A 23,228-nucleotide genomic window follows, 5' to 3' on the forward strand; every position below is an offset into this window, starting at 1 on the left:
TTCCCCGGGGAACGCCTTTGTCGTCTGCGCACAGCCCACATGCCGAGCTGGTCGGCAGCCTGTACCGCGACCACCGCAGCTGGCTGCTTGCCTGGCTGCAGCGCAGCACAGCCTGCCGCCAGCGCGCCGAAGACCTCAGCCAGGACACCTTCGTGCGCCTGCTCGGCCGCGAGCAACTGATCACGCCTCGCGAACCCCGGGCGTTTCTCGTCGCCGTGGCCAAGGGCCTGCTGTTCGACCATTTCCGGCGTGCCGCCCTGGAGCAGGCCTACCTTGCCGAGCTGTCGCTGCTGCCTGAAGCCGAGCAGCCTTCGCCAGAGACCCAGCACCTGATCCTCGAAGACCTCAAGGCCATCGACCGCCTGCTGTGCAAACTGTCGAGCAAGGCACGCACGGCGTTCCTGTACAACCGCCTGGACGGCATGGGCCATGCCGAGATCGCCGAGCGCCTGGGGGTGTCGGTGTCGCGGGTGCGCCAGTACATCGCCCAAGGCATGCGTCAGTGCTACGTGGCGTTGTACGGGGAGCCGACGTGAGCAATACGCCGGTCTCGGCCAAGGTCCTGGAAGCCGCCATCGCCTGGAAACTGTGCCTGGAGGGCGGCGACGGCACGGCCGATGAGCGCCACGAATTCACGCGCTGGCACGCCGCCAGCGAGGAGCATGCCCGCGCCTGGTTCCAGCTCGGCATGCTCGATCAACGCGTGGGCGCGGCTGCAGGCCCCGCCCGCCACGCCCTGCTGCAATCACGCGCCGGCCTGCGTCAGCGGGTTGGCAAACTCGGCGGCGGGCTGGCCGGGATGTTCCTGCTCGGTGGTCTGCTGGCCTGGGTCGGCGCCCCATCGCTGGCGCCCAGCTACTGGCTGGCCGATCAACGTACCGGAACCGGCGAGCTGCGCACCCTGCGCCTGGAGGACGGCACGCTGCTGAGCCTGGACACCCATACCGCAGTGGACATCGACTACGCGGGCGAACAGCGGGTGATCGTGCTGCACCAGGGGGAAATCTCCGTGGAAACCGGCCACGACGATCCGCGCCCCTTGTGGATACGCACCGACGATGGCCGACTGCGCCCGCTGGGTACGCGCTTTCTGGTCAAACGCGAAACCGCCGGCACACGCCTTGAGGTGCTGCAGGCCCAGGTTGCTGCGCAACCGCGCAACACGGGTAACGAAGAGGTGCTGAACGAGGGCCAGCAAGTCTTGATGCACAGCAACGGCCTCGGCCTGGTAGGTCCAGTCAGCGCCGGAGCCGACGCCTGGACCCGCGGCATGCTGGTGGTAGACAACGTGCGCCTGGCAGACCTGGTCGCCGAGCTCGGTCGTTATCGTAGCGGGCACCTGGGGGTGTCGGATGAGGTGGCCAACCTGCGCGTGACCGGCAGCTTCCCGCTGACCGATATCGATCTGGCACTGGCCTCGCTGGTGCCGGCACTGCCGGTGAAGATCGAACAGCGGACGCCCTGGTGGGTGACGGTAAGGCCTCGCTGAATCCAGCGAAGCCGTGCAGGCAAACTTTTTTCAAATAGCCCCTGTCACTTTCCAAATCTCGCTCGGCAAGGAAGCAGTTAGCACTTATCCGTCTAGGAGCCACTGCATGTCCCGTGCTGTCGAGTCTTACCTGCGTCCCAGCCTGATGGCCCTGGCCATCGGCCTTGCCACCCCCCTGGTCAGCCCCATGCTGCTGGCTGCCGAGCAGTCCAGCGTGCGGGCATACGACCTGCCCAGTGCACCGCTGGCCGGCACCCTGAACCGGATCGCCAGCGAGGCCGGCATCGCCCTGGCCCTGGACCCGAGCCTGGCCAGCGGGCGGACCTCGGCACCGGTCCGTGGCACCTTCAATGGCATCGGCGCCCTGCAGGCCGCCCTGCGTGGCACCGGCCTGCAACTGCAGCAGGGCAGCGCAGGCAGCTACAGCCTGGTCGCCGTCCCGGAAGGCAGCCTGGCGCTACCGGAAACCAGCGTGAACGCGTCCAGCGACAGCGAAAGCGCCTGGGGCCCGGTAGATGGCTACCTGGCCAAGCGCACCGCTGCTGGCACCAAGACCGACACCGCACTGGTCGAGGCCCCGCGCTCGATCTCGGTTGCCACCCGCCAGCAGATGAGCGACCGCGGCGTGCACAGCCTCGATGACGCGGTGAAGTACATGCCGGGCATCGTTTCCGCCAGCTTCGGCAGCGATACCCGCTACGACTGGATGCGTGTACGTGGCTTCGAGCCGACCCAGTTCCTCGACGGCCTGCCACTGCCACGCGGCGTCTACGCCAACCCAAAGCCGGAAACCTGGAACCTCGACCGCCTGGCCCTGCTGCGCGGCCCGGCGTCATCGGTCTACGGCCAGACCCCGCCCGGCGGCCTGCTGGACATCGTCAGCCGCCGCCCACAAGCCGAAGCCGCGCATGAGATCGAAGTCCAATACGGCAGCGACAACCATCGCCAGATCAACTTCGCCAGCACTGGCAAGATCGACGATGAAGGCCGATTCCTCTATGGCGTCAGCGGTGTGATCCGCGACAGCGGCACGCAGATCGACCACATCGAAGACAAACGCTACAACATCGCCCCAAGCCTGACCTGGAACATCGACGAGGACACCTCGCTGACCTTCCTCAGCCAGTTCACCCGCGACGATACTGGCGTTACCAGTCAGTTCTACCCGATTCAGGGCACCAAGATCGACATGCCGTTCGGCAAGATCTCGCACCACAAGAACCTGGGCGATCCGGACTACGACTTCTACGACCGCACCTACTACGCCGTCGGCTACGCCTTCGAGCACCGCTTCAACGATGTCTGGCAGTTCCGCCAGAACCTGCGCTACACCAAGTCGGACCTGTCGTTCCAGACCGTGACCGTCAACAGCTACAACCCGACCTTCGGGATGGTGGTGGACGATCAGGGCAACACAGGGCGCGGTACCACCAATGTCGACGAGGATATCAGCCAGTTCACCGTCGATAACAACTTCCAGGGCAACTTCAACACTGGAGCCATCAGCCATACCCTGCTGATCGGTCTGGATCACCAGCGCATGAACAACAACTACCTGGCTATCTTTGGTAGTGCGCCGGCGATCAACGTGAACAATCCGGTGTATGGCCTGCCCATCACCCGTCCGGATCGCTCCACGGCGTTCTACGACTACGACCAGAAAACCCGACAGACCGGCCTCTACGTACAGGACCAGATGGCCCTCGACAACTGGCGCCTGACCCTGGGCGGACGTGAAGACTGGGTGCATACCGGCACCAAGTTCTTCAACAAGGGCGATGCAACCAACACCCAGCGCGACAAGAAGTTCAGCGGTAACGCCGCGATCAGCTATGTCTTCGATTCGGGCTTCGTGCCATATCTGTCCTATGCCGAGTCGTTCCAGCCCAGCAGCAAGGCCGACATCGACCCGACCAACAGCCTCAAGCCGACCGAGGGCAAGCAGTGGGAGCTGGGGGTCAAGTACCAGCCACCGGGCTCCAACACCTTGCTGACAGCCGCGGTGTATGACCTGACACAGAAAAACGTCGCGGTCACCAACAACATCGGCAACGTGACCGTCACCAGCCAGACCGGCGAGGTGAAGGTACGTGGCCTCGAGCTCGAGGCCATCTCCGATGTTACCGAGAACCTGAAGGTGATCGCGGCCTACACCCTGGCGAAATCGGAAGTGCAGGACGGCCAGTTCAAAGGCAACCGCCTGCAGTTGATGCCCAACCAGCAAGCCTCGCTGTGGGCCGACTACACCTGGCACAGCGGCGTGCTCGACGGCTTCGGTATCGGCGGCGGTGCGCGCTACACCGGCAACACCTACGGCGACCAGGGCAACACCTACCTCGGCAAGGCCAAGGCCTACACCGTGTTCGATGCCTCGGTGCATTACGACCTGGGCCGCCTGGACAACAGCCTCAAAGGCGCTTCGGTGGCAGTCAATGCCACCAACCTGCTGGACAAGGACTACATTTCGACCTGCGATTCGTTCTACTGCTACTACGGCGACCAGCGTAGCGTAGTCGTCAGCGCCAACTACAAGTTCTGAGTGGCGCATCGCGGGGCAAGCCCGCTCCCACAGGATTGTGGTGTACCTGTAGGAGCGGGCTTGCCCCGCCATTGCGTCCTAAAAGACAGCACAAGCTGCAAAGGCTGCAACCCTGATGAAAAGCCAAACCATCCGCCGCTGGTCGGCGATCCATACCTGGACCAGCCTGATCTGCACGCTGTTCCTGCTGCTGCTCGCCCTGACCGGCCTGCCGCTGATCTTCCACCACGAACTCGAACACCTGCTCGGCGATGCCCCGGAACTGCGCGAGATGCCCGCCGACACCCCGCACCTGGACCTGCAGCAGCTGGTGCTGAAAGCCGAACAACACCGCCCCGGCGAAGTGATGCAGTACTTCGGCTATGACGAGGATGAACGCAACGGTGTGGTGGCGATCACCGCAGCCACCGCCGGCACCGAGCCCAACGCCTCGCACACCTTCATGCTCGATGCCCGCACTGGCGAAGCGGTGGCCATGCCCGCCGCCAATGGCGGCTTCATGATGTTCATGCTGCGCCTGCACGTGGACATGTTCGCCGGGCTGCCCGGCAAGCTCTTGCTGGCGGCCATGGGCGTGTTGTTCGTCGTTGCCATCGTGTCAGGCACGGTGCTCTATGCCCCGTTCATGCGGCGCCTGCAGTTCGCCACGGTCCGCACCGACAAGTCGCGACGCCTGCGCTGGCTCGACCTGCACAACCTGATCGGCGTTGTCACCCTGACCTGGGCGCTGGTGGTCGGTGTCACCGGGGTGATCAGCGCGCTGTCCGACCTGGTCATCGCGGCCTGGCGCAACGACAGCCTGGCGGCGATGGTCGCGCCTTACCGCGATGCCCCGCCGCTCATCGAGCGCGCGCCTGCCACGCAGTTGCTGCAGATCGCCGAACAGGCCGCACCAGGCATGCGTGCGGACTTCATCGCTTTTCCCGGTACACGCTTCTCCAGCGAGCACCACTACGCGGTGTTCATGAAAGGCGCGACACACCTGACCTCGCACCTGCTGACCCCGGTGCTGATCGATGCCCGTACCCTGGAGGTCACCGCAGTCGGCGATCGCCCCTGGTACATGGACGCCATGGGCCTGTCACAGCCGCTGCACTTCGGCGACTATGGCGGCCGGCCGATGCAGATCCTCTGGGCGGCACTGGATGTGCTGACCATCGTAGTCCTGCTCAGCGGCCTGTACCTGTGGTGGGGCAAGCAGCGCAAGCCACGCGAGGTGCGGACATGAGCCACCGCTCGCAAAGCACTCGGCGGATCTTCGCCTGGCCGACCGCCATCGCCCTCCTGAGTGCTGCAGGGCTGTTCGCGGCCTTGCTCGGTGATGGCGCCTGGGACGTGCTGTCCTGGATGGGGCTGGGCCTACCGGCGCTCCTTGCGGTGCGTGGCCTGTCGCGACGATGAGGTAATCGGCTAACGCGTCCACCGCGGGCAGGCACGCCAAGCTGATCGCTCCATCACTGCGGAGTGCAGCCCATGAGCCTGCAACATTTCCAAGCCTTCGACCAACAACTGAGCAGCCTGCTCACCTCGCCGCCCAGGCCTGATACCTCACAGCCCTGGCTCAAGGCGCGCCAGCGGTATTTCGCTGACCTCGCCGAGTACTGGCTCGACAAGGGCGCCAGCACCGAAAGCCGCAAGGCACGGCTGATCACCTTGTTGCGCGAACAACTGCTTGCACAGATCACCCTGCGCGTCGACGACCACACCCTCGGCTCGAACCACGCCGATTTGCTCAGAACCAGCATAGAGCTGCCGCTGCCCGGACAACGCCAGCATCTGCCCCACGCCGAACGCCCGCAGGTGTACCGCCCACTGCTGGACATCGGCACCCCTCACTGGCGCGAGTTCCTGCCCGGCGTCTTCGTGATTGTCGAAGGCGGCCCCGAGGGCAGCTCGCCCGACCCTGACCACCCCAGTGACTACGCCGTGCTGTGCAGTCTTTCCCACGGCATCGAGGCGTTCGACGATCTGGCAGAGCTGCACACCGAGCTGTGCGAACGCCTGGACGACCTGCAGCAGAGCAGACCATTGCTGCAGTTGATGGCCAGCGATGACCAGCGGGAGCTCGCGCGCAATGCCGAACGCCTGCGTTACGAGTGGTTCAACGACGATCCGCTGCAGTTGCAGGCCCAAGCCCTGATAGATGCCCAACATGCACGCCTGACCCAGGCTTGGGAAAGCGCTGCCCAGGCATCGTCACTCGACTGGCCAACCCTGGCCACCCAACTGGACACAGCCGCCGACCTGCTGCCCCTGGCCGACAGCCGGTCGGCCCTGCAGACGCGCTATGCCCTGCTGCTGGAGAGAAACAGCCCCGCCTGGCTCAAGAACACGTCGGCACAAGGCCTGACCCACATCATGCAGACCATGCAGGAGCTGGTGATCGCCATCGACAAGGCCGCCGCGCCAGGCATTCTCAGCCACGATCAGTTCCTCGACCGTGAAGGCCTGCGCACCTGGACCTGCGAGCAACTGCGCACAGCCCTGCGCCAGCAGTATCAATTCGATGTCGATCCGCTTGAGCTCCGTGTCAGCGTGACAATGGCACGCCAGACCGGGCCCGTCCTCCATCCCGGCCTCGCCACCGGCTACATCCCCGCCGCCAGCCGCCCGCAGGTTGGCGACACCGTCGAACTGGTTTCGCAGACTTACCGACTCGATCAGTTGGCCATGCTCAATATCGCCTGGTTCGACATCGACTATTGGCTGACAGCACGGGTACACCGCGCGGACGGCAGCCCCGTGACACAGATCACTGCGGCGCAGATCAAGCAGATGGTTCGCGCCCTGGACGTTGGCGAGAGCTACAGCCGCTACCTGCGCACGCACCTGCTGGAATCACCGACGGCCAAATGGCGACAGGACAGCTACGCCGCTATCAGCACAGCACGCATGCGTGCCGAGGCGGCCAAGGCGCGATACGCCGGCCACTACCTCGAAGATGCCTTCGAGCGCGGCTATAGGTGGACGAGCACCGTGCTCGACCATCCCGACAGCAGGCAGCGCGCGGCGCTGAAAACCACGCGCCTGAGCGTACGACAACTGCTGATCGGGGGTCATACGGTGCAAGGGGTCATGCTCGTCACCCCCGAGAACGCCGGCATGCTGCGCTTTCTGGTCTATACGCCAGATGCCCCGGATCGACGCGCCTGGCGCGAATATCGCAACGCCCGGCACATGCTGCGCACGCTACGCGAGAAGCCAGCCCTGCGTACCTATGTCAAAGAGCGCATGCCGTTGGCCAACCCGGATGAGATCGAGCGCTGGCTGTCCAAGGGCGGTTTGGGCTCACGGGTCAGCCGCCCGGAAATCACCGGCGACTTTCAGCACGCCCGCTATCAGGCCGAAGTCCATGCAGCCCTCGCAGCGGTGGACGCGGCCACCAACACCAAGCTGGAGTTACTGGGCGATTTCAGCCTGCATGTGCTGTGGATCATCCTCGACCTGCTCAGCCTGGTTCTGCCTAACCGTGCCCTGTCACCGCTGTCGTTCGCCCGTGCTGCGATCTCGGTAATCGACACCCACAAGGCGCGCGTCGAAGGTGATCGCATCGGCATGCTGCGCTCGCTGGTCGATGCCTTTACCCATACCAGTGATGGCATCAACAGCATCGCGGGCTCAACCGTGGTGCGCCGGGCAATTCGAGCCATGCCGCCGACACCGCCGCTGTCGCTGCCTCCGAGCATGGCCAGCGCGGTCAATACCAGCAAGCTGCGCTACCGGGTCGACGGCATCCACAAGGAGGGCATCTATGAGCAGCCTTCACCCTATCCCGGATTGAGCTTCTACTTCATCAAGGACAGCACGGGCCAGAGTTACCAGGTCGCGTTCGATGGTTACCGCTGGCGGGTGGTCGATCCGCGCAAGCCGGACACCTACACCAAGGTGCCGGTCAAGCGTCGCAAGGATGGCGAATGGGTCGTGGACTCCCCCGTCCTGTGGTACGACGGCCTGCCAGACCTGAAGGCGATGTTCGACACCTGTCGCCTCGCCGAGGTGCCTGCAGGGAGCAAGCGGGAGGATACCGACGGGCTGTACGAGAGCGAGCAAGGGCTTTACCTGCTTGCAGGTGGCCATGCCCTGCCGCTGCGCGCGCATCTGCTGAAGCATTACTACCACTTGCTGCTCGCCGAGCAAAACCGCGAAAGCCCCACCTCGACCATCCTGCGCTGGCAGGACAGCCAATGGCGCCTTCGCGTGCGCCAGGCCGGTCGCAGCAGCGACTGGCTGCCGCTACCGCAGGCTTATTCGGTGAGCCGCGGCAGCAACTGATCGAGGCGCTGGTGCAAGGCACTGCTGCTCGGCCAGTTGCGCAGCAAACGCGCACGATCACGTGCGTAGGCGGGAGCGAAGCTGAGCTGGGTGGCGTGCTGGGTCATGGCATCGAGGTCGATCAAGGCCCACTGGCCGTCCTGCCAGAACAGGTTGTGCCCCTTGAAGTCACCATGGCTGATGCGCTCGGCAATCAGCTGCTGCATCAGCCTGACCAGCGCCTGCACCTGTGCCTCCGGCACTTCGCCACTCTCGACATGGGGCGCGAAGCATGCGGTCAGATCCGGGCCGTCGATGTATTCGGTCACCAGGTAGGCGGTGCTGCGCAGCCCCATCACCCGTTGCTCCAGCACCGCCAGCGGGCGTGGCGTGGCGATGTCGAGAAACGCCAGGCGATGGCCTTCGATCCACGAATGCCAGGCGCGGCTCGGGCGCCAGAAACGCTTGAACCAGTGGGCGGTGTTCTTGATGTTGTAGCGCTTGAGCACCAGCGTGCGACCACCGGCCTCGATACGTGCGACGCTGGCGGCGCCGCCGGTCTTGTACAGGTGGCCCTGCTCGATCAGCGTGTCGGCCTGCTCCAGCACCGGCAACAGGGCAGCCACCTCCTCGCGCCGAATCGCCCGCAAGCCTGAGAGGCTGCGCTCGACGCTGAACAACGTGCAGTCGCGCCCGGCTTTGTCCAGGTAGTCTTTCAAGCGCCAGCTGCGCACCTTGTCGACCTGCTTCTGCAGGGCTTCGAGCGGCAGTGCATGCTCGCCATTGGCCAGCAGGTAATGCACCAGTGCCTCTTCGATGAAGGGTTCCAGGCGCTTGGGCAACTGGGCGAACAACACCCCGAGGTTTTCCAGCACGCGCTGGCGCGACAACTGCTGGCCCGGCGTTTCGGCCTTGATGCCGGCACCGTCGATCAGGTAGAGCTTGCCCTTGTGGCGCAGCAGGTTGTCCAGGTGCAGGTCTTCCTGCCACAGGCCCTTGGCGTGCATCTGCGCCACCGCGGTCAGTGCCTCGCCGAGCACACCATGCTGCTCATCCGCCAGCATCGGCAGATGCTCGACCCTGGCCCAGGCATCGCCCAGGTTCTCGGCGTTCTCAAGGAACTCGAACAGCAGCCAGCCACCCTCGCCATCCTTCAGGCCATCGGCCAGCAGGCGGGGTGTGGTCAACCCCTGTGCAGCCATCAAGCGCACACCCTCCAGCTCACGCTGGAAATGACGGGCGGCGCTGCTGCCGACCAGCAGTTTGGCCAGCACCGGCGTGCCACGCCAGATACCGGCACCGACATAGCGCTGCCCCGGCAGCACGCGCAGCAGGCTGAGCAACTGCAGCTCGGCACTGCCGGCAGCATCTTCGAGCGTCACATTCAGCGGCAGGCTCGGGCTGCGCCCGGCGTCCTTCAGTTCAGACAAACGCATCAGCGGGCCTCTTTTTCACGACGGCGTTGCGTCAGGCGTTGCAGCCAGGTGCCGACCAGAGCGCTGTCGGCCGGGTGCGCCAGGTAGGCGGCGAGCAGGCTGCGCACGTCTGCCTCGCTCCAGGCACGGGCGCGACGCAGCAAGGGCTCGAGGTCCTTGAGGCGGTCACGCATGCCAAACAGCAGTGGCCGCGTCTTTTCCAGGTCGATCAGCTGGGCCTGCCAGCCATCGCGGCGTTCACGCAGGAAAATATGCTTGGGATAGAAACAGCCATGCACCTGGCCGGCGCCGTGCAGGGTACGCGCCAGCTCGCCACAGGCCGCGAGAATGCCCTGGCGCTGCTGTTCGGGCAGTTGCGGCCATTGGCCGAGGAAGCTCTCCAGATCGCTCCACTCGTCGAGCGCGCGGGTCATCAGGATCGCCCGGTGCTTGCCGCCCTGCTTGCGCTCGCCATAGAACACCGCCTGCAACGCCGGGATGTTGAGCTTTTCGTAGCGGCTTATATTGCGGAACTCGCGGGCGAAGGTAGGCTCGCCGAACGGCCGATGCAGGGTACGCGTGAGGTAGTCGCTCTGGCGCTTGAGGTAGTAGCCCTTGCCCTCGAGCTCCAGGCGGAACACGCTGCTCCAGCCGCCGCGCCCGGTGTTGGGTTCGTCAACGGCGTCCAGTTGCAGCGCCCACAGCGCCTCGAAGTCGTTCAGGCCATGGCGTTGCAGCAGCGCCTGATCGACGCTGGCCAGGTAATCGGTCATTCCCTTCCCTCGAAGAAGCTCACCACCTGGCGAATCCGTCGCTTGTCACGGGCATTGAGCCGCGCGTGCCCGCGATATTGCAGGTAGAAGCGCAGGCGCTGGGTGGCCGAGAGGTGATATTTGGCGACCTTGTCCAGGCACGCCAGGTCCTTGATAAGCCGGTGGCGGAGCATGAAGCCGCGCCAGAAATCGCCCGTCGGGCAATCGATGAAGAACAGCGTCGCCTGATCATCCACCAGCAGGTTGCGCCACTTCAGGTCGTTGTGGGCGAAGTGGTGATCGTGCATGACCCGGGTATGGCGCGCCAGCTGACGACTGACATGCTCGACCCAGGCGCGGTCGGCCAGACGCGGATCGTTGCGCTCGGCCAGCGCCGAAAGGTCTTCGGTGCGCGGCAGCTCGCGGGTGATCATCGCCCCGCGGCCGAACGACAGGCCATTGCGCTCCAGCCCCCAGGCCACCACTTCGGCGGTAGGGATGCCCCACTTGGCGAACTGCTTGAGGTTCTGCCATTCGGCCTTGATCCGGGGGCGCCCGAGGAAGCGACGCATGTGCTTGCCGGCACCGGTGTAGCGTTTGACGTAGTAGTTGATCCCATCGCGCTCGATGCGGATGACTTCGCTGAGCGGGTCGCGGGTCAGGCGTTCGCCGTCAAGGGCGAACACCGCGTCGATACTGCCGAAATCCGCCGCCAGGTGTTCGTAGCCTGGCGCCAGTGTCCAACCCGCCATCAGAGCGCATCCCCATAGCGTTGCTTGCGATCGTAGAGTTTCTGCGCCTTGCGTTCGAGCCAGGCGAGCAGTGCGGCTTCCTCGCCGAGCACCTGGCGCAGCGGGCGCTGGAAATAGCCCTTGAGGAAGCGCAACTTGTCGCGGCGCGTCAGGCCGATGTCCAGGGCCGAGAAGTACAAGGCGGCCAGGTCCTTGTCGCGCCAGCGACGGGTGATTTTCGCCCGAGTCTGTGCGCGGTGCAGGTCGATCACCGACAGTTTGAAGTCTTCCGGCGTCACTGGCCGGTCGGTGTGCAGCAGGAAGTGGCAGATGTAGCAGTCACGGTGGTTGACGCCAGCACGGTGCATGCCGCCGACCATCTTCGCTACCTCGGCGATCAGCGCACGCTTGAGGCGCGGCTCGGGAGGCTGCCTGAGCCAGTCGATGCTGAAGTCTTCCAGGCTGACGGTAGGTGCCAGCTCCTCGGTGACGATGAACGAATGCTGGGCCGCCGGGTTGCTGCCCCGCTCGCCATAGGCGACGGCGGTCATGGTCGGCACGCCGACCTCCTGCAGGCGCTGGATCGCCAGCCATTCCTGGCCGGCACCGAGCACCGGCAGCTTGGCGCTGAACAGGTTCTTGAAGATCTCGCCCCAGCCAATGCCACGGTGAATCTTGACGAAATAGCCCTCGCCCTCGACCTCGGTGCGCAGGGTTCGGCGCCCTTCGAGCTCGCGGTATACCTCGCCCTGCAAGGCTTCGACGGCGTCGAAGGGGTCGCGCCCGGCCCACAGGCGCTTGAAGGGTTCGGCCAGCATCAGCTTCATGCGTGCTCCTGGCCGAGGATCACGTCGGCGGCGTGCTGCGGCATGCTGTAGAGATCGGCGCTGTCGGCAAAGGCCAGGCCGTTGCGCGCCCAGTCGGCGCGGGCCTGCGGGTCTTCGAGCATGCGCTGCAGGTAGGCGTTGAGCTGCTCCTGCTCGAACGGCTCGTCGAGCACCAGGCCGCTGTCGGCCTCGGCGATGTAATGGGCATAGCCGCAGACCTTGGATACCAGCACCGGCAAACCGGCGACCAGCGCTTCGAGCAGCACGGTGCCGGTATTTTCGTTGTAGGCCGGGTGGATCAGCAGGTCGGCGCCGAGCAGGAAGCGCGGGATATCGCTGCGCCCCTTGAGGAACTGCACCTGGTCACCCAGGCCGAGCGTGGCGCTCTGCAGTTGGAACACCTTCGGGTCGTCCTGGCCGATGACCATCAGCCGGGTGCGCTTGCGCAGGCTCGACGGCAGTGCGGCCAGGGCCTTGAGGCTGCGATCGACGCCCTTGGTCTTGAACCCCGAGCCGATCTGCACCAGCAGCAGGTCGTCGTCGCCCAACGCGAACTCCTGGCGAAACGCTGCGCGGATCTCGGCGGCATTGGAGGGTGCCCGGCGATCGTGAGAGATGCCCGGCGGCAGCAGGTGGAAACGCTCCACAGGGGTGTCGTAGTGCTTGATGAACAGCGGTTGCTGCACTTGCGAGATCATCAGGATCTCGGTGGCAGCATCCTTGGCGAACACGGCACGCTCGTATTCGGCGAAATGCCGGTAGCGGCCCCAGCGACGATACAGGCCGCCGCGCAGGGTCTGGGCCTTGTCTTCGAAGCAGCCGTCGGCGGCGTAGTAGACATCCAGCCCTGGCATCTTGTTGAAGCCGATCAGGCGATCGACCGGGCGCTTGGCCAGGTCGGCGGCCATCCAGGCGCTGAGTTTCTCGTTGCGGCGGTGGTTGAACAGCGCCTTGACCGGCGCCACCAGCACTTCGAAGCCCGGGGGGATATCACCTTCCCAGATGAGTGTGTAGACGCGGATCTGATGCCCGCGCTTCTGACACTCGAGGGCGATGCGCATGAAATCGCGCTGCAGCCCGCCGAAGGGGAAGTATTTGTAAAGCACGAAAGCCAGTTGCATCAACGAACATCCTCAGCCAGCAGCAGCGCGCTCAAGCGGCCCGCCACATGCTCGGGATTCAGGCGAGTGAAGCACAGCGGCCACTCGCGTTTGAGATCGAACCGGCGCAGGTCCTCGGCGCTCGGTTTGTAGGTGCACTTCTTCTGCAGGCACGGCGCGCAGGGGAAGTTGCTGGCCTGGTGGATCTGGGCGCGTCCGTAGGCACCGGTCAGACCAGGATTGGTGGGGCCGAACAGCGAGATGGTCGGCACGTCCAGCGCGGCGGCCAGGTGGCCGAGGCCGGTGTCCACCGCCACGCAGGCCTTGGCCGCGGCGAGTATGCGCGCGACCCCTGCGAGGTTCAATTTGGGGAGTACCTGGCAATTTTCCAAGCCTTGGGCGATGCGTTCGGCACGGGCCTTCTCCGCAGGATTGCCCCAGGGCAGCACGACTTTCATCTTGCGCCGCCCCATGCGCTCGGCCAGCTCGCGCCAGTAGGCTTCCGGCCAGTGCTTGGTGGCCCAGGTGGTGCCATGCAGGAACACCACGTAGGGGGCGGTCGGAGGCAGTTGCAGGCGGTTCAGGTCGAGGCCGTACTGGCCGATGCCTTCAGGCAGGTCGTAGGCCAGGGACAAGGCGAACAGCTGGCGTACCCGCTCCACCGCATGCTGGCCGACGGCTACCGACAGCCGCCGGTCGTAGAAGCGGCTGGCCCAGCCTTCGCGCGCCGAATAGCGGTCGAGCCCGGCCACCGGTGCCTTGACGTAACGGGTCAACCAGGCCGACTTGACCAGCCCCTGGGCATCGATCACCAGGTCGTACTTGCGCTCGCGCAGGCGTTGCTTGAAGGCCTTCCACTCGCCGCTCTTGAGCGTTTGCCAGATATTCTTGCGCCAGCGCCGGATAGCCACCGGGATCACCTGGTCGACCGCCGGATGCCAGCTCGGGATCTCGGCGAACCCCTCTTCCACCACCCAGTCGAAGCGGATGCCGGGGATGGCGTGAGCGGCATCGGTGAGCGCCGGCAGGGTGTGGATCACATCGCCCAGCGACGAGGTCTTGATGATCAGTACCCGCACTTAGTCGACCTCGGCCACGCTATCGATCAGGTTCGGACCACCCAGGCTGTGCAAGGCGGCGATGACTTTTTCAGGCTCGAGCAGACGCAGGCAGTTGTAGTGGCCGAAGCGGCAGGTGCGTTCGAAGCACGGGCTGCACTCGATGCCGGTGCGCACCACCTCGACCTGGTCGGCCAACGGCGGAGTGAAGCCCGGCGAGGTCGAACCGTAGACGGCCACCAGCGGACGGTTGAGCGCCGCCGCCACATGCATCAGGCCGGAGTCGTTGGACACCACCGCATCGGCGCAGGACATCAGGTCGATGGCTTCGGCCAGCGAGGTCTCGCCGGCCAGGTTGCTGGACTCTTCACGGAACCCCGGAATCAGCCGGTCGCGGATCTGCTCGCCGACCGGATGATCGTTCTTCGAGCCGAACAGCCACACTTGCCAGCCCTGACGAATCATCGCGTCGGCAACGGCGGCGTAATGCTCCGCCGGCCAGCGCTTGGCCTCGCCGAACTCGGCACCTGGGCACAGCGCCAGCACCGGGCGGTCCAGTTCCAGGCCGAACTTGGCCAGGGCGGCCTCGCGGCTCTGGTCTTCGATGCGCAGGCTCGGGCGGGGATAGGGTTGTGGCAGCGGCGCGCCCGGCTCATAGGCCAGGGCCATGAAGCGCTCGATCATCAGCGGGTAGCGCGCCTTGTCGAGCTTGCGCACGTCGTTGAGCAGCAGGTAGCGCATCTCGCCGCGCCAGCCGGTACGCTGGGGGATGCCGGCGAAGTAAGGCACCAGTGCCGACTTGAGCGAGTTGGGCAACAGGATCGCCTGGTCGTACTGGCCGGCCAGTGATTTGCCGATGCGCCGACGCGTGGCCAGCTCCAGGGCACCGTGGCCGAGCGGGAAGCTCAAGGCCTGGCGCACCTCGGGCATGCGCTCGAGGATCGGCCGGCTCCACTCGGGGGCCAGCACGTCGATCACGCAGTCGGGGTGACGCTGTTTCAGGCACTGGAACAGGGTCTGCGCCATCACCATGTCGCCGACCCAGCTGGGTCCAATGATCAGTATTCTCATGCTTTATCCAGAAACATTCGGGGAGGCTGCAGGCTGCTCTACAACCTGGCCTCCCCTCTTTATATTCAGGCTATGTGGCGGACAGTGTACCACTGACATGCCTCGTTCGCGGGCAAGCCCGCTCCTACAGGCCCCCACAGATCTTGAGTGCTGTGGTGTACCTGCAGGAGCGGGCTTGCCCGCGAACGAAGCCAGCGCGGTAATCAGCTCAAACCCAGCTCACCCCAGATCCGCCGCACCTCGCGGCGCTCATCGACAAGCTGTCCGGCATCGATCACCCCGGCTTGCTTCTGCAATGCCTGGCGGTGCGAGGCGGAGCGGAAGGTCTTGTACACCTCGCGCAACAAAATCGCGTCCTCGGCGGGCATCAATCCGGCCTGCTCCAGCTCTTCGAGGATGCGAATGTTATCGGTCCAGCGCAGCAGGGCCGGATGATCGTGGGACCAGGCCAAAGCGGCGTATTGCACCATAAATTCGATATCCACGATACCACCGGCATCCTGCTTGACATCGAACGGCTGGCCGGGCTCGAAGGCGTTGTCGGCGGTACCGGCGACGGTACTCTTGCTGCCCAGGCTGGCGCGCATCTTGGCGCGCATCTCGCTCACTTCCTGACGCAGCGCATCGAGATCTCGGGCCTTGCCCAGCACGCCGGCACGCACCGTTTCGAAGGCACTGCCGACCTGCTTGCAGCCCACCAGCACACGGGCCCGCACCAGGGCCTGGTGCTCCCAGGTCCAGGCCTCGTTCTGTTGGTAGCGCTCGAAGGCCCCGAGCGAGCTGACCAGCAGCCCCGACGCACCGGAGGGACGCAGGCGCATGTCCACATCATAGAGCTGGCCGGAGTTGGTCTGGGTGGTCAGCAGGTGAATGATGCGCTGGCCCAGGCGGGTGAAGAACTGCGCGCCGTCGATGGGCTTGGCGCCATCGGTCTCGGCGTTCGGATCGCCGTCGTGGATGAACACCAGGTCCAGGTCCGAGCCATGCCCCAGCTCGATGCCACCGACCTTGCCGTAGCCGACGATGATGAAACTTGGGTCGCACAGGCTTCCATCACTGCGCTTGGGCTGGCCATGACGGGCCACGGTCTGACGCCAGGCCAACGCCAACACCTGGTCGAGAATGGCCTCGGCCAGCCAGGTCAGATAGTCGCTGACCTTCATCAAGGGCAGGTTGCCGCTGATTTCGGACGCCGCCACACGCAGGCTGTGCGCCAGCTTGAAGTGGCGCAGGGCCTCCATCTGCTGTTCCAGGTCGTCCTCGGGGATGCGCGTCAGCCGCTCGCGCAGCTCCGACGCCAGTTCCGGCGCCAGCGGCGGGCTGAACAGGCGGCCTTCGTTGAGCAGTTCGTCGAGCAGCAGCGGGAAACGCGTGATCTGCTCGGCGATCCACGGGCTGGCGGCACACAGAGTCAGCAGACGACGCAGGGCTCCAGGGTTTTCAGTCAGCAACACCAGATAGGCCGAACGCCGCGCGACCGCCTCCACCAGCGGCAGTACCCGCTCCAGCACCAGGTCAGGGTTGTCGTGCTCGACGGTCTGCGCCAGCAGGCGCGGAATGAAAGCATCCAGGCGTTCCCGGCCAATGCGCTGCATCGAGCGCAGCGACGGGCTGGCACGCAAGGCGGCCAAGCGCCGCAGGGCCTCGCCCGACTGCTTGAACCCGGCCTCTTCCAGTTGGCGGCCAGCGGCCTCCTCGTCCTGCGCCTGCTCCCACAGCGGCGACCATTCGCCGCCCACCACCAGCTCGCCCTCGGCTTCCTCTTCGTCCGGGTCGGCGATCACCTGGCGGAAGTGCCAGTCGACCCGACCACGCCACTGCATCAGTTGGTCATGGAACGCCTGCCAGTCGGCAAAGCCAAGGATGTAGGCGACCCGTTCACGATCGAGCTCGGCATCGGGCAGCATCTGGGTCTGGCGGTCGGCGATGGCCTGGATCGCATGTTCGGTGTAGCGCAGGAACTCATACCCCTCGCGCAGCTCGGCCACCACTGCCGGCGGCAGGTAGCCCTGCCCTTCAAGCGTGGCCAGCACCTTGAGCAGCGGACGTTGCTGCAAGCTCAGGTCGCGCCCGCCGTGGATCAGCTGGAACGCCTGGGCGATGAACTCGACCTCGCGAATGCCCCCGGCGCCGAGCTTGATGTTCTCGGCCATGCCCTTGCGCCGCACTTCCTGCTGGATCAGCTGCTTCATGGTGCGCAGCGCCTCGATGGCGGAAAAATCCAGGTAGCGCCGGTAGACGAACGGTCGCAGCATCTCCTGCAACTGCGCCCCGGCCACCTGGTCACCCGCCACCACGCGGGCCTTGATCATGGCGTAGCGTTCCCAGTCACGCCCCTGGTCCTGGTAGTACTGCTCCAGGGCATTGAACGAGAGCACCAGCGCACCGGCCGAGCCATAGGGGCGCAGGCGCATGTCGACGCGGAACACGAAACCGTCGACGGTGACCGGGTCCAGCGCCTTGATCAGGCGCTGGCCCAGGCGGGTGAAGAATTCCTGGTTATCCAGCGAGCGCTTGACCCCTTCGGTTTCGCCGCCTTCGGGAAAGGCGAAGATCAGGTCGATGTCCGACGACAGGTTGAGCTCCACCGCGCCCAGCTTGCCCATGCCCAGCACCACCATGTGCTGCGCCAGGCCGCTGCGGTTGCCGATCGGCGTGCCGAACTGCTGGCAATGGCGCGGGTACAGCCATTGGTAGGCTTCGTCGATCGAGGCGTCGGCAAGCTCGGACAGGTCGCGGCAGGTCTCGCCCAGTTCGGCCTGGCGGGTGATATCGCGCCAGATGATCCGCACCTGCTGACGGTTGCGCGCGCGGCGCAGGTTGCGCGCAAGTTCGTCTTCGCTCTGCGCAGCGTCGGCGGCGGCTTTTATATGGGCACGCAGTTGGCCGGGAGCATAGGTGCGGTCCATTTCGCCGCTGGCGAGCAGCTCGAACAGCGTCGCCGGCTCGCGCTGCGCCTGCTCGAGGACGAAATCGCTGGCAGCAGCCACCTGATCGAACTGCAGGCGATGCGCCGGGCTCCAACTGTCTGGATCAAGATCCGGATGCGCCGCCAGCGCCTCCTGCAGGAATTGTCGGTTACGGGCGACCAGCGGTTGCAGGGCGCCAGGCAGATCGAGCGGCAAAGGCAGGCGCATGGTCTATCCTTGATCGGCGTGAATGAGAGAGGTGGGTGCAGGCGAAAGAGGGACGAGCCGCGGTTGGACTGTCATACAAAAGTTGTAAATAGCTGAAAAACTCGAATCATTGGTACGAAACATCAAGAAACCTCTTGTGCCAGTGCGATACCAACCAACAGGAACGTTTTTCTCCACAACCCGAAAGGCGGCCACAAGCCGTTTTTCTGTAGTATTACTACTCCCTCGACTGCTCAAAAGCATGAAATGCCAAAGCATTTGTAGTAAAACTACACGGCGCCGGATGACTGTCCGGCAAATCCAAGAATTCACGACGTCTGCCCAAAAGGCCAGTCGCAAACTCAGGCTTCCGATTCTGGTTGCCTTTCCGCCCTGGAGCAAGCCATGCAAGACCTCGATCCTATCGAAACCCAGGAATGGCTGGATGCCCTGGAGTCGGTCCTCGACAAAGAAGGCGAAGACCGCGCTCATTACCTGATGACCCGCATGGGCGAACTGGCCACCCGCAGTGGTTCCCAGTTGCCTTACGCCATCACCACGCCATACCGCAACACCATCCCTGTCACCCACGAAGCACGCATGCCTGGCGACCTGTTCATGGAACGCCGCATTCGCTCGATGGTGCGTTGGAACGCCTTGGCCATGGTCATGCGTACCAACCTGAAGGACTCGGACCTGGGCGGACACATCTCGAGCTTCGCCTCCAGCGCCACCCTCTACGACATCGGCTTCAACTACTTCTTCCAGGCCCCGACCGAAGAACACGGCGGCGACCTGATCTTCTTCCAGGGCCACGCCTCGCCAGGCGTCTACGCCCGCGCCTTCATGGAAGGCCGCATCAGCGAAGAGCAGATGAACAACTTCCGCCAGGAAGTGGACGGCAACGGCCTGTCTTCGTACCCGCACCCCTGGCTGATGCCTGACTTCTGGCAGTTCCCGACCGTTTCGATGGGTCTGGGTCCGATCCAGGCGATCTACCAGGCACGCTTCATGAAGTACCTGGAAGCCCGCGGCTTCATCCCGGCCGGCAAGCAGAAGGTCTGGTGCTTCATGGGTGACGGCGAGTGCGACGAGCCGGAATCCCTGGGCGCGATCGCCCTGGCCGGCCGCGAGAAGCTGGACAACCTGATCTTCGTCATCAACTGCAACCTGCAGCGCCTCGACGGCCCGGTTCGCGGCAACGGCAAGATCATCCAGGAACTCGAAGGCGTGTTCCGTGGCGGTGGCTGGAACGTCAACAAGGTCGTCTGGGGCCGCTTCTGGGACCCACTGCTGGCCAAGGACACCAACGGTGCCCTGCAGCGCCGCATGGACGAAGTCATCGACGGCGAGTACCAGAACTACAAGGCCAAGGACGGCGCGTACGTCCGTGAGAACTTCTTCAACACCCCAGAGCTCAAGGCCATGGTCGAAGACCTGTCCGACGACGAGATCTGGAAGCTCAACCGTGGCGGCCACGACCCGTACAAGGTCTACGCGGCGTACCACCAGGCTGTGAACCACAAAGAGCAGCCGACCGTCATCCTGGCCAAGACCATCAAGGGTTACGGTACCGGTGCTGGCGAAGCCAAGAACACCGCGCACAACACCAAGAAAGTCGACGTCGACAGCCTGCGTCACTTCCGCGACCGCTTCGACATTCCGGTCAAGGACGCCGACCTCGAGAACCTGCCGTTCTTCAAGCCTGAAGAAGGTTCTGCCGAAGCCAAGTACCTGGCCGAGCGTCGCGCCGCACTGGGTGGCTTCGTGCCACAACGCCGCGCCAAGAGCTTCAGCGTGCCGACCCCGCCACTGGAGACGCTCAAGGCGATCCTCGACGGCTCGGGCGACCGCGAAATCTCCACCACCATGGCCTTCGTGCGCATCCTGGCGCAACTGGTCAAGGACAAGGAAATCGGCCAGCGCATCGTCCCGATCATCCCGGACGAAGCCCGTACTTTCGGTATGGAAGGCATGTTCCGCCAGCTGGGCATCTACTCGTCGGTCGGCCAGCTCTACGAGCCAGTCGATAAAGACCAGGTGATGTTCTACCGCGAGGACAAGAAGGGCCAGATCCTGGAAGAAGGCATCAACGAAGCCGGCGCCATGTCGTCCTTCATCGCTGCCGGTACCTCGTACAGCTGCCACAACCAGCCGATGCTGCCGTTCTACATCTTCTACTCGATGTTCGGCTTCCAGCGTATCGGCGACCTGGCCTGGGCCGCTGGCGACAGCCGCACCCGTGGCTTCCTGATCGGCGGTACCGCCGGCCGTACCACGCTGAACGGCGAAGGCCTGCAGCACGAAGACGGTCACAGCCACATGATGGCGGGCACCATCCCAAACTGCCGCACCTACGATCCGACCTACGGCTACGAGCTGGCGGTGATCATCCAGGACGGCATGAAGAAGATGACCGAAGAGCAACAGGACATCTTCTACTACATCACCGTGATGAACGAATCCTACCAGCAGCCTGCCATCCCGGCCGGTGCCGAGGAAGGCATCATCAAGGGCATGTACCTGCTGGAAGAAGACACCCGCGAAGCCGCGCACCACGTTCAGCTGATGGGCTCCGGCACCATCCTGCGCGAAGTCCGCGAAGCGGCGAAGATCCTGCGTGAAGAGTTCAACATCGGTGCCGATGTATGGAGCGTCACCAGCTTCAACGAACTGCGTCGCGACGGCCTGGCCGTGGAACGCGCCAACCGCCTCAAGCCTGGCCAGAAGCCACAGCAGACCTACGTCGAGCAGTGCCTGAGCGGTCGCAAGGGTCCGGTCATCGCCTCCACCGACTACATGAAGCTGTTCGCCGAGCAGATTCGTCAGTGGGTACCAAGCAAAGAGTTCAAGGTCCTGGGTACCGATGGCTACGGTCGCAGCGACAGCCGCAAGAAGCTGCGTCACTTCTTCGAAGTCGACCGTCACTTCGTGGTGCTGGCTGCCCTGGAAGCCCTGGCTGACCGTGGCGAGATCGAACCGAAGGTTGTCGCTGACGCCATCGTCAAGTTCGGCATCGACCCGGACAAGCGCAACCCACTGGACTGCTGAGGAGTAACTTAAGTGAGCGAACTCATTCGCGTACCTGACATCGGCAGCGGTGAAGGTGAAATCATCGAGCTGTTCGTCAAGGTCGGCGACCGCATCGAAGCGGACCAGAGCCTGCTGACCCTGGAGTCGGACAAGGCCTCCATGGAGATCCCGGCCCCCAAGGCCGGCGTCATCAAGGAGCTGAAGGTCAAGCTGGGCGACCGCCTGAAAGAAGGCGACGAACTGCTGGTCCTGGAAGCCGAGGGCGCCGCTGCGGCGCCTGAGGCTCCGGCCGCCGCCCCGGCTGCTGCTGCCCCTGCGGCCGCTGCACCCGCCGCTGAAGCCGCCCCTGCTCCGGCACCTGCCGCAGCACCGGCAGCCGCCAGCGTGCAGGACATCCACGTGCCGGATATCGGCTCGTCGGGCAAGGCCAAGATCATCGAAGTGCTGGTCAAGGTCGGCGATACCGTCGAAGCCGACCAGTCGCTGATCACCCTGGAATCCGACAAGGCTTCCATGGAGATCCCATCGCCTGCCGCCGGCGTGGTCGAAGAAGTCCTGTGCAAGCTGGAAGACGAAGTCGGCACTGGCGACCTGATCTTCAAGCTGAAAGTCGCAGGCGCCGCGCCTGCGGCCGCTCCGGCACCAGCTGCTGCCCCGGCAGCCGCCAAGGCCGAGGCTGCTCCGGCTGCCGCCCCAGCTGCTGCCCCTGCACCGGTTGCTACCGCACCGGCCGCTGGCAGCAATGCCAAGGTTCACGCAGGCCCTGCCGTTCGTCAGCTGGCTCGTGAATTCGGTGTCGACCTGGGTGCTGTTGCCGCCACCGGCCCGCACGGCCGCATCCTGAAAGAAGACGTGCAGGTCTACGTCAAGGCCATGATGCAGAAGGCCAAGGAAGCACCGGCAGCCGCTGGCGCAACCGGTGGTGCTGGCATCCCGCCGATCCCGGCCGTGGACTTCAGCAAGTTCGGTGAAGTCGAGGAAGTCGCCCTGACCCGCCTGATGCAGGTCGGTGCTGCCAACCTGCACCGCAGCTGGCTGAACGTGCCGCACGTGACCCAGTTCGACTCCGCCGACATCACCGAGCTGGAAGCCTTCCGCGTTGCGCAGAAAGCCGTGGCGGAAAAGGCCGGCGTCAAGCTGACCGTCCTGCCGCTGCTGCTCAAGGCCTGTGCCCACCTGCTCAAGGAGCTGCCGGACTTCAACAGTTCGCTGGCACCAAGCGGCAAGGCCATCATCCGCAAGAAGTACGTCAACGTCGGCTTCGCCGTGGACACCCCGGACGGCCTGCTGGTCCCTGTGATCAAGAACGTCGATCAGAAGAGCCTGCTGCAACTGGCTGGCGAAGCAGCTGCGCTGGCTGAAAAAGCCCGCACCAAGAAGCTGTCGGCCGACGACATGCAGGGTGCCTGCTTCACCATCTCCAGCCTCGGTCACATTGGCGGCACCGGCTTCACGCCGATCGTCAACGCGCCGGAAGTGGCGATCCTCGGTGTTTCCAAGGCGACCATCCAGCCAGTCTGGGACGGCAAGGCCTTCCAGCCGAAGCTGATGCTGCCGCTGTCGCTGTCCTACGATCACCGTGTGATCAACGGCGCTGCCGCTGCGCGCTTCACCAAGCGCCTGGGCGACCTGCTGACGGACATCCGCACGCTGCTGCTGTAATGCTGCACCCCGCCTCCCCTCACCGGGGAGGCGGGACCGATTTCGAGCTGCCACGCTCGTACCTCAACCCCGCCCCTGGCGGGGCTTTTTTTGCCTGAAAACAACCTTCCCATGAAGGGCCGCCAGGCGCGCAAGCTTCAGATTTCCGACGCCCAGCCGACAACCTGCATACGCTGCCCCACAT

At 64.7% G+C, this 23,228-nt stretch carries 16 protein-coding genes; 8 read left to right on the forward strand and 8 right to left on the reverse strand.

What is annotated here, in order from left to right; all coding sequences use genetic code 11:
- Positions 1–17: 17 nt before the first annotated feature.
- The 6 genes from HU748_RS09130 to HU748_RS09155 all read left to right on the forward strand — a co-directional run bounded on the left by HU748_RS09130 (position 18) and on the right by HU748_RS09155 (position 8,300).
- A complete protein-coding gene (locus tag HU748_RS09130; RefSeq protein ID WP_186667501.1) occupies positions 18–536 on the forward strand; it encodes an RNA polymerase sigma factor in 519 nt (172 codons plus the stop codon).
- Positions 533–1,489: a FecR domain-containing protein gene (locus HU748_RS09135; protein WP_186720142.1), complete on the forward strand. Its 957-nt coding sequence runs from the start codon at positions 533–535 to the stop codon at positions 1,487–1,489. Before HU748_RS09130 ends, HU748_RS09135 begins: the two co-directional genes overlap by 4 nt.
- A gap of 106 nt (positions 1,490–1,595) precedes the next feature.
- Positions 1,596–4,028, forward strand: a complete 2,433-nt coding sequence (locus HU748_RS09140) for a TonB-dependent siderophore receptor (protein WP_186720144.1) — start codon at positions 1,596–1,598, stop codon at positions 4,026–4,028.
- 115 nt (positions 4,029–4,143) lie between these two features.
- On the forward strand, positions 4,144–5,256 hold the full coding sequence (locus HU748_RS09145; protein ID WP_186667498.1) for a PepSY-associated TM helix domain-containing protein: 1,113 nt from the start codon (positions 4,144–4,146) through the stop codon (positions 5,254–5,256).
- Positions 5,253–5,429, forward strand: a complete 177-nt coding sequence (locus HU748_RS09150; protein WP_186667497.1) for a hypothetical protein — start codon at positions 5,253–5,255, stop codon at positions 5,427–5,429. Before HU748_RS09145 ends, HU748_RS09150 begins: the two co-directional genes overlap by 4 nt.
- A 72-nt stretch (positions 5,430–5,501) precedes the next feature.
- Positions 5,502–8,300: a DUF6543 domain-containing protein gene (locus HU748_RS09155; protein WP_186720146.1), complete on the forward strand. Its 2,799-nt coding sequence runs from the start codon at positions 5,502–5,504 to the stop codon at positions 8,298–8,300.
- Here HU748_RS09155 and HU748_RS09160 read toward each other — a convergent pair.
- The 8 genes from HU748_RS09160 to glnE form a co-directional block, all read right to left on the reverse strand.
- Positions 8,273–9,715, reverse strand: coding sequence for a lipopolysaccharide kinase InaA family protein (locus HU748_RS09160; RefSeq protein ID WP_186720148.1), 1,443 nt, complete (start codon positions 9,713–9,715; stop codon positions 8,273–8,275). The two genes, HU748_RS09155 and HU748_RS09160, sit on opposite strands and share 28 nt — an antisense overlap.
- Positions 9,715–10,467, reverse strand: coding sequence for a lipopolysaccharide kinase InaA family protein (locus HU748_RS09165; protein ID WP_186720150.1), 753 nt, complete (start codon positions 10,465–10,467; stop codon positions 9,715–9,717). The genes HU748_RS09160 and HU748_RS09165 overlap by 1 nt, the downstream gene beginning before the upstream one ends.
- Positions 10,464–11,198 (reverse strand): lipopolysaccharide kinase InaA family protein, encoded by a 735-nt coding sequence (locus HU748_RS09170; protein WP_186667493.1) that lies wholly within the window; start codon positions 11,196–11,198, stop codon positions 10,464–10,466. The genes HU748_RS09165 and HU748_RS09170 overlap by 4 nt, the downstream gene beginning before the upstream one ends.
- Complete coding sequence (gene rfaP, locus HU748_RS09175) at positions 11,198–12,004, reverse strand: lipopolysaccharide core heptose(I) kinase RfaP (RefSeq protein WP_186667492.1); 807 nt, start codon at positions 12,002–12,004, stop codon at positions 11,198–11,200. Before rfaP ends, HU748_RS09170 begins: the two co-directional genes overlap by 1 nt.
- Positions 12,001–13,125, reverse strand: a complete 1,125-nt coding sequence (locus tag HU748_RS09180; RefSeq protein WP_186667491.1) for a glycosyltransferase family 4 protein — start codon at positions 13,123–13,125, stop codon at positions 12,001–12,003. Before HU748_RS09180 ends, rfaP begins: the two co-directional genes overlap by 4 nt.
- Positions 13,125–14,183 carry a lipopolysaccharide heptosyltransferase I gene (waaC, locus tag HU748_RS09185; RefSeq protein WP_186667490.1) on the reverse strand — a complete coding sequence of 353 codons (1,059 nt, stop codon included), beginning with the start codon at positions 14,181–14,183 and terminating at the stop codon, positions 13,125–13,127. Before waaC ends, HU748_RS09180 begins: the two co-directional genes overlap by 1 nt.
- Positions 14,184–15,233 carry a lipopolysaccharide heptosyltransferase II gene (gene waaF, locus HU748_RS09190; RefSeq protein ID WP_186711380.1) on the reverse strand — a complete coding sequence of 350 codons (1,050 nt, stop codon included), beginning with the start codon at positions 15,231–15,233 and terminating at the stop codon, positions 14,184–14,186. It abuts the gene before it with no gap.
- Positions 15,234–15,436: 203 nt separating this feature from the next.
- The gene (gene glnE, locus HU748_RS09195; protein ID WP_186711381.1) at positions 15,437–18,370 is read right to left on the reverse strand and encodes a bifunctional [glutamate--ammonia ligase]-adenylyl-L-tyrosine phosphorylase/[glutamate--ammonia-ligase] adenylyltransferase; all 2,934 of its coding nucleotides are present in this window, start codon (positions 18,368–18,370) and stop codon (positions 15,437–15,439) included.
- A gap of 384 nt (positions 18,371–18,754) precedes the next feature.
- On the opposite strand from glnE, the gene aceE reads away from it, so the two are divergent.
- Positions 18,755–21,400 (forward strand): pyruvate dehydrogenase (acetyl-transferring), homodimeric type, encoded by a 2,646-nt coding sequence (gene aceE / locus HU748_RS09200; RefSeq protein ID WP_054892164.1) that lies wholly within the window; start codon positions 18,755–18,757, stop codon positions 21,398–21,400.
- 12 nt (positions 21,401–21,412) lie between these two features.
- Positions 21,413–23,044, forward strand: a complete 1,632-nt coding sequence (gene aceF / locus HU748_RS09205) for a dihydrolipoyllysine-residue acetyltransferase (RefSeq protein WP_186720151.1) — start codon at positions 21,413–21,415, stop codon at positions 23,042–23,044.
- Positions 23,045–23,228 lie beyond the last annotated feature (184 nt).

Origin of the sequence: Pseudomonas sp. RW3S2 (genome assembly GCF_014268955.1) — a bacterium.
Classification (GTDB): domain Bacteria; phylum Pseudomonadota; class Gammaproteobacteria; order Pseudomonadales; family Pseudomonadaceae; genus Aquipseudomonas; species Aquipseudomonas wayambapalatensis.

What these genes read in the sequence shown, in the direction of transcription:
- HU748_RS09140 (WP_186720144.1), top strand. Translation starts at nt 1,596, where the DNA reads ATGTCCCGTGCTGTCGAGTCTTACCTGCGTCCCAGCCTGATGGCCCTG.
- rfaP (WP_186667492.1), bottom strand. Translation starts at nt 12,004, where the DNA reads ATGAAGCTGATGCTGGCCGAACCCTTCAAGCGCCTGTGGGCCGGGCGC.
- HU748_RS09180 (WP_186667491.1), bottom strand. Translation starts at nt 13,125, where the DNA reads ATGCAACTGGCTTTCGTGCTTTACAAATACTTCCCCTTCGGCGGGCTG.
- waaF (WP_186711380.1), bottom strand. Translation starts at nt 15,233, where the DNA reads ATGAGAATACTGATCATTGGACCCAGCTGGGTCGGCGACATGGTGATG.
- glnE (WP_186711381.1), bottom strand. Translation starts at nt 18,370, where the DNA reads ATGCGCCTGCCTTTGCCGCTCGATCTGCCTGGCGCCCTGCAACCGCTG.
- HU748_RS09155 (WP_186720146.1), top strand. Translation starts at nt 5,502, where the DNA reads ATGAGCCTGCAACATTTCCAAGCCTTCGACCAACAACTGAGCAGCCTG.
- HU748_RS09145 (WP_186667498.1), top strand. Translation starts at nt 4,144, where the DNA reads ATGAAAAGCCAAACCATCCGCCGCTGGTCGGCGATCCATACCTGGACC.
- HU748_RS09150 (WP_186667497.1), top strand. Translation starts at nt 5,253, where the DNA reads ATGAGCCACCGCTCGCAAAGCACTCGGCGGATCTTCGCCTGGCCGACC.
- HU748_RS09160 (WP_186720148.1), bottom strand. Translation starts at nt 9,715, where the DNA reads ATGCGTTTGTCTGAACTGAAGGACGCCGGGCGCAGCCCGAGCCTGCCG.
- aceE (WP_054892164.1), top strand. Translation starts at nt 18,755, where the DNA reads ATGCAAGACCTCGATCCTATCGAAACCCAGGAATGGCTGGATGCCCTG.
- HU748_RS09170 (WP_186667493.1), bottom strand. Translation starts at nt 11,198, where the DNA reads ATGGCGGGTTGGACACTGGCGCCAGGCTACGAACACCTGGCGGCGGAT.
- HU748_RS09165 (WP_186720150.1), bottom strand. Translation starts at nt 10,467, where the DNA reads ATGACCGATTACCTGGCCAGCGTCGATCAGGCGCTGCTGCAACGCCAT.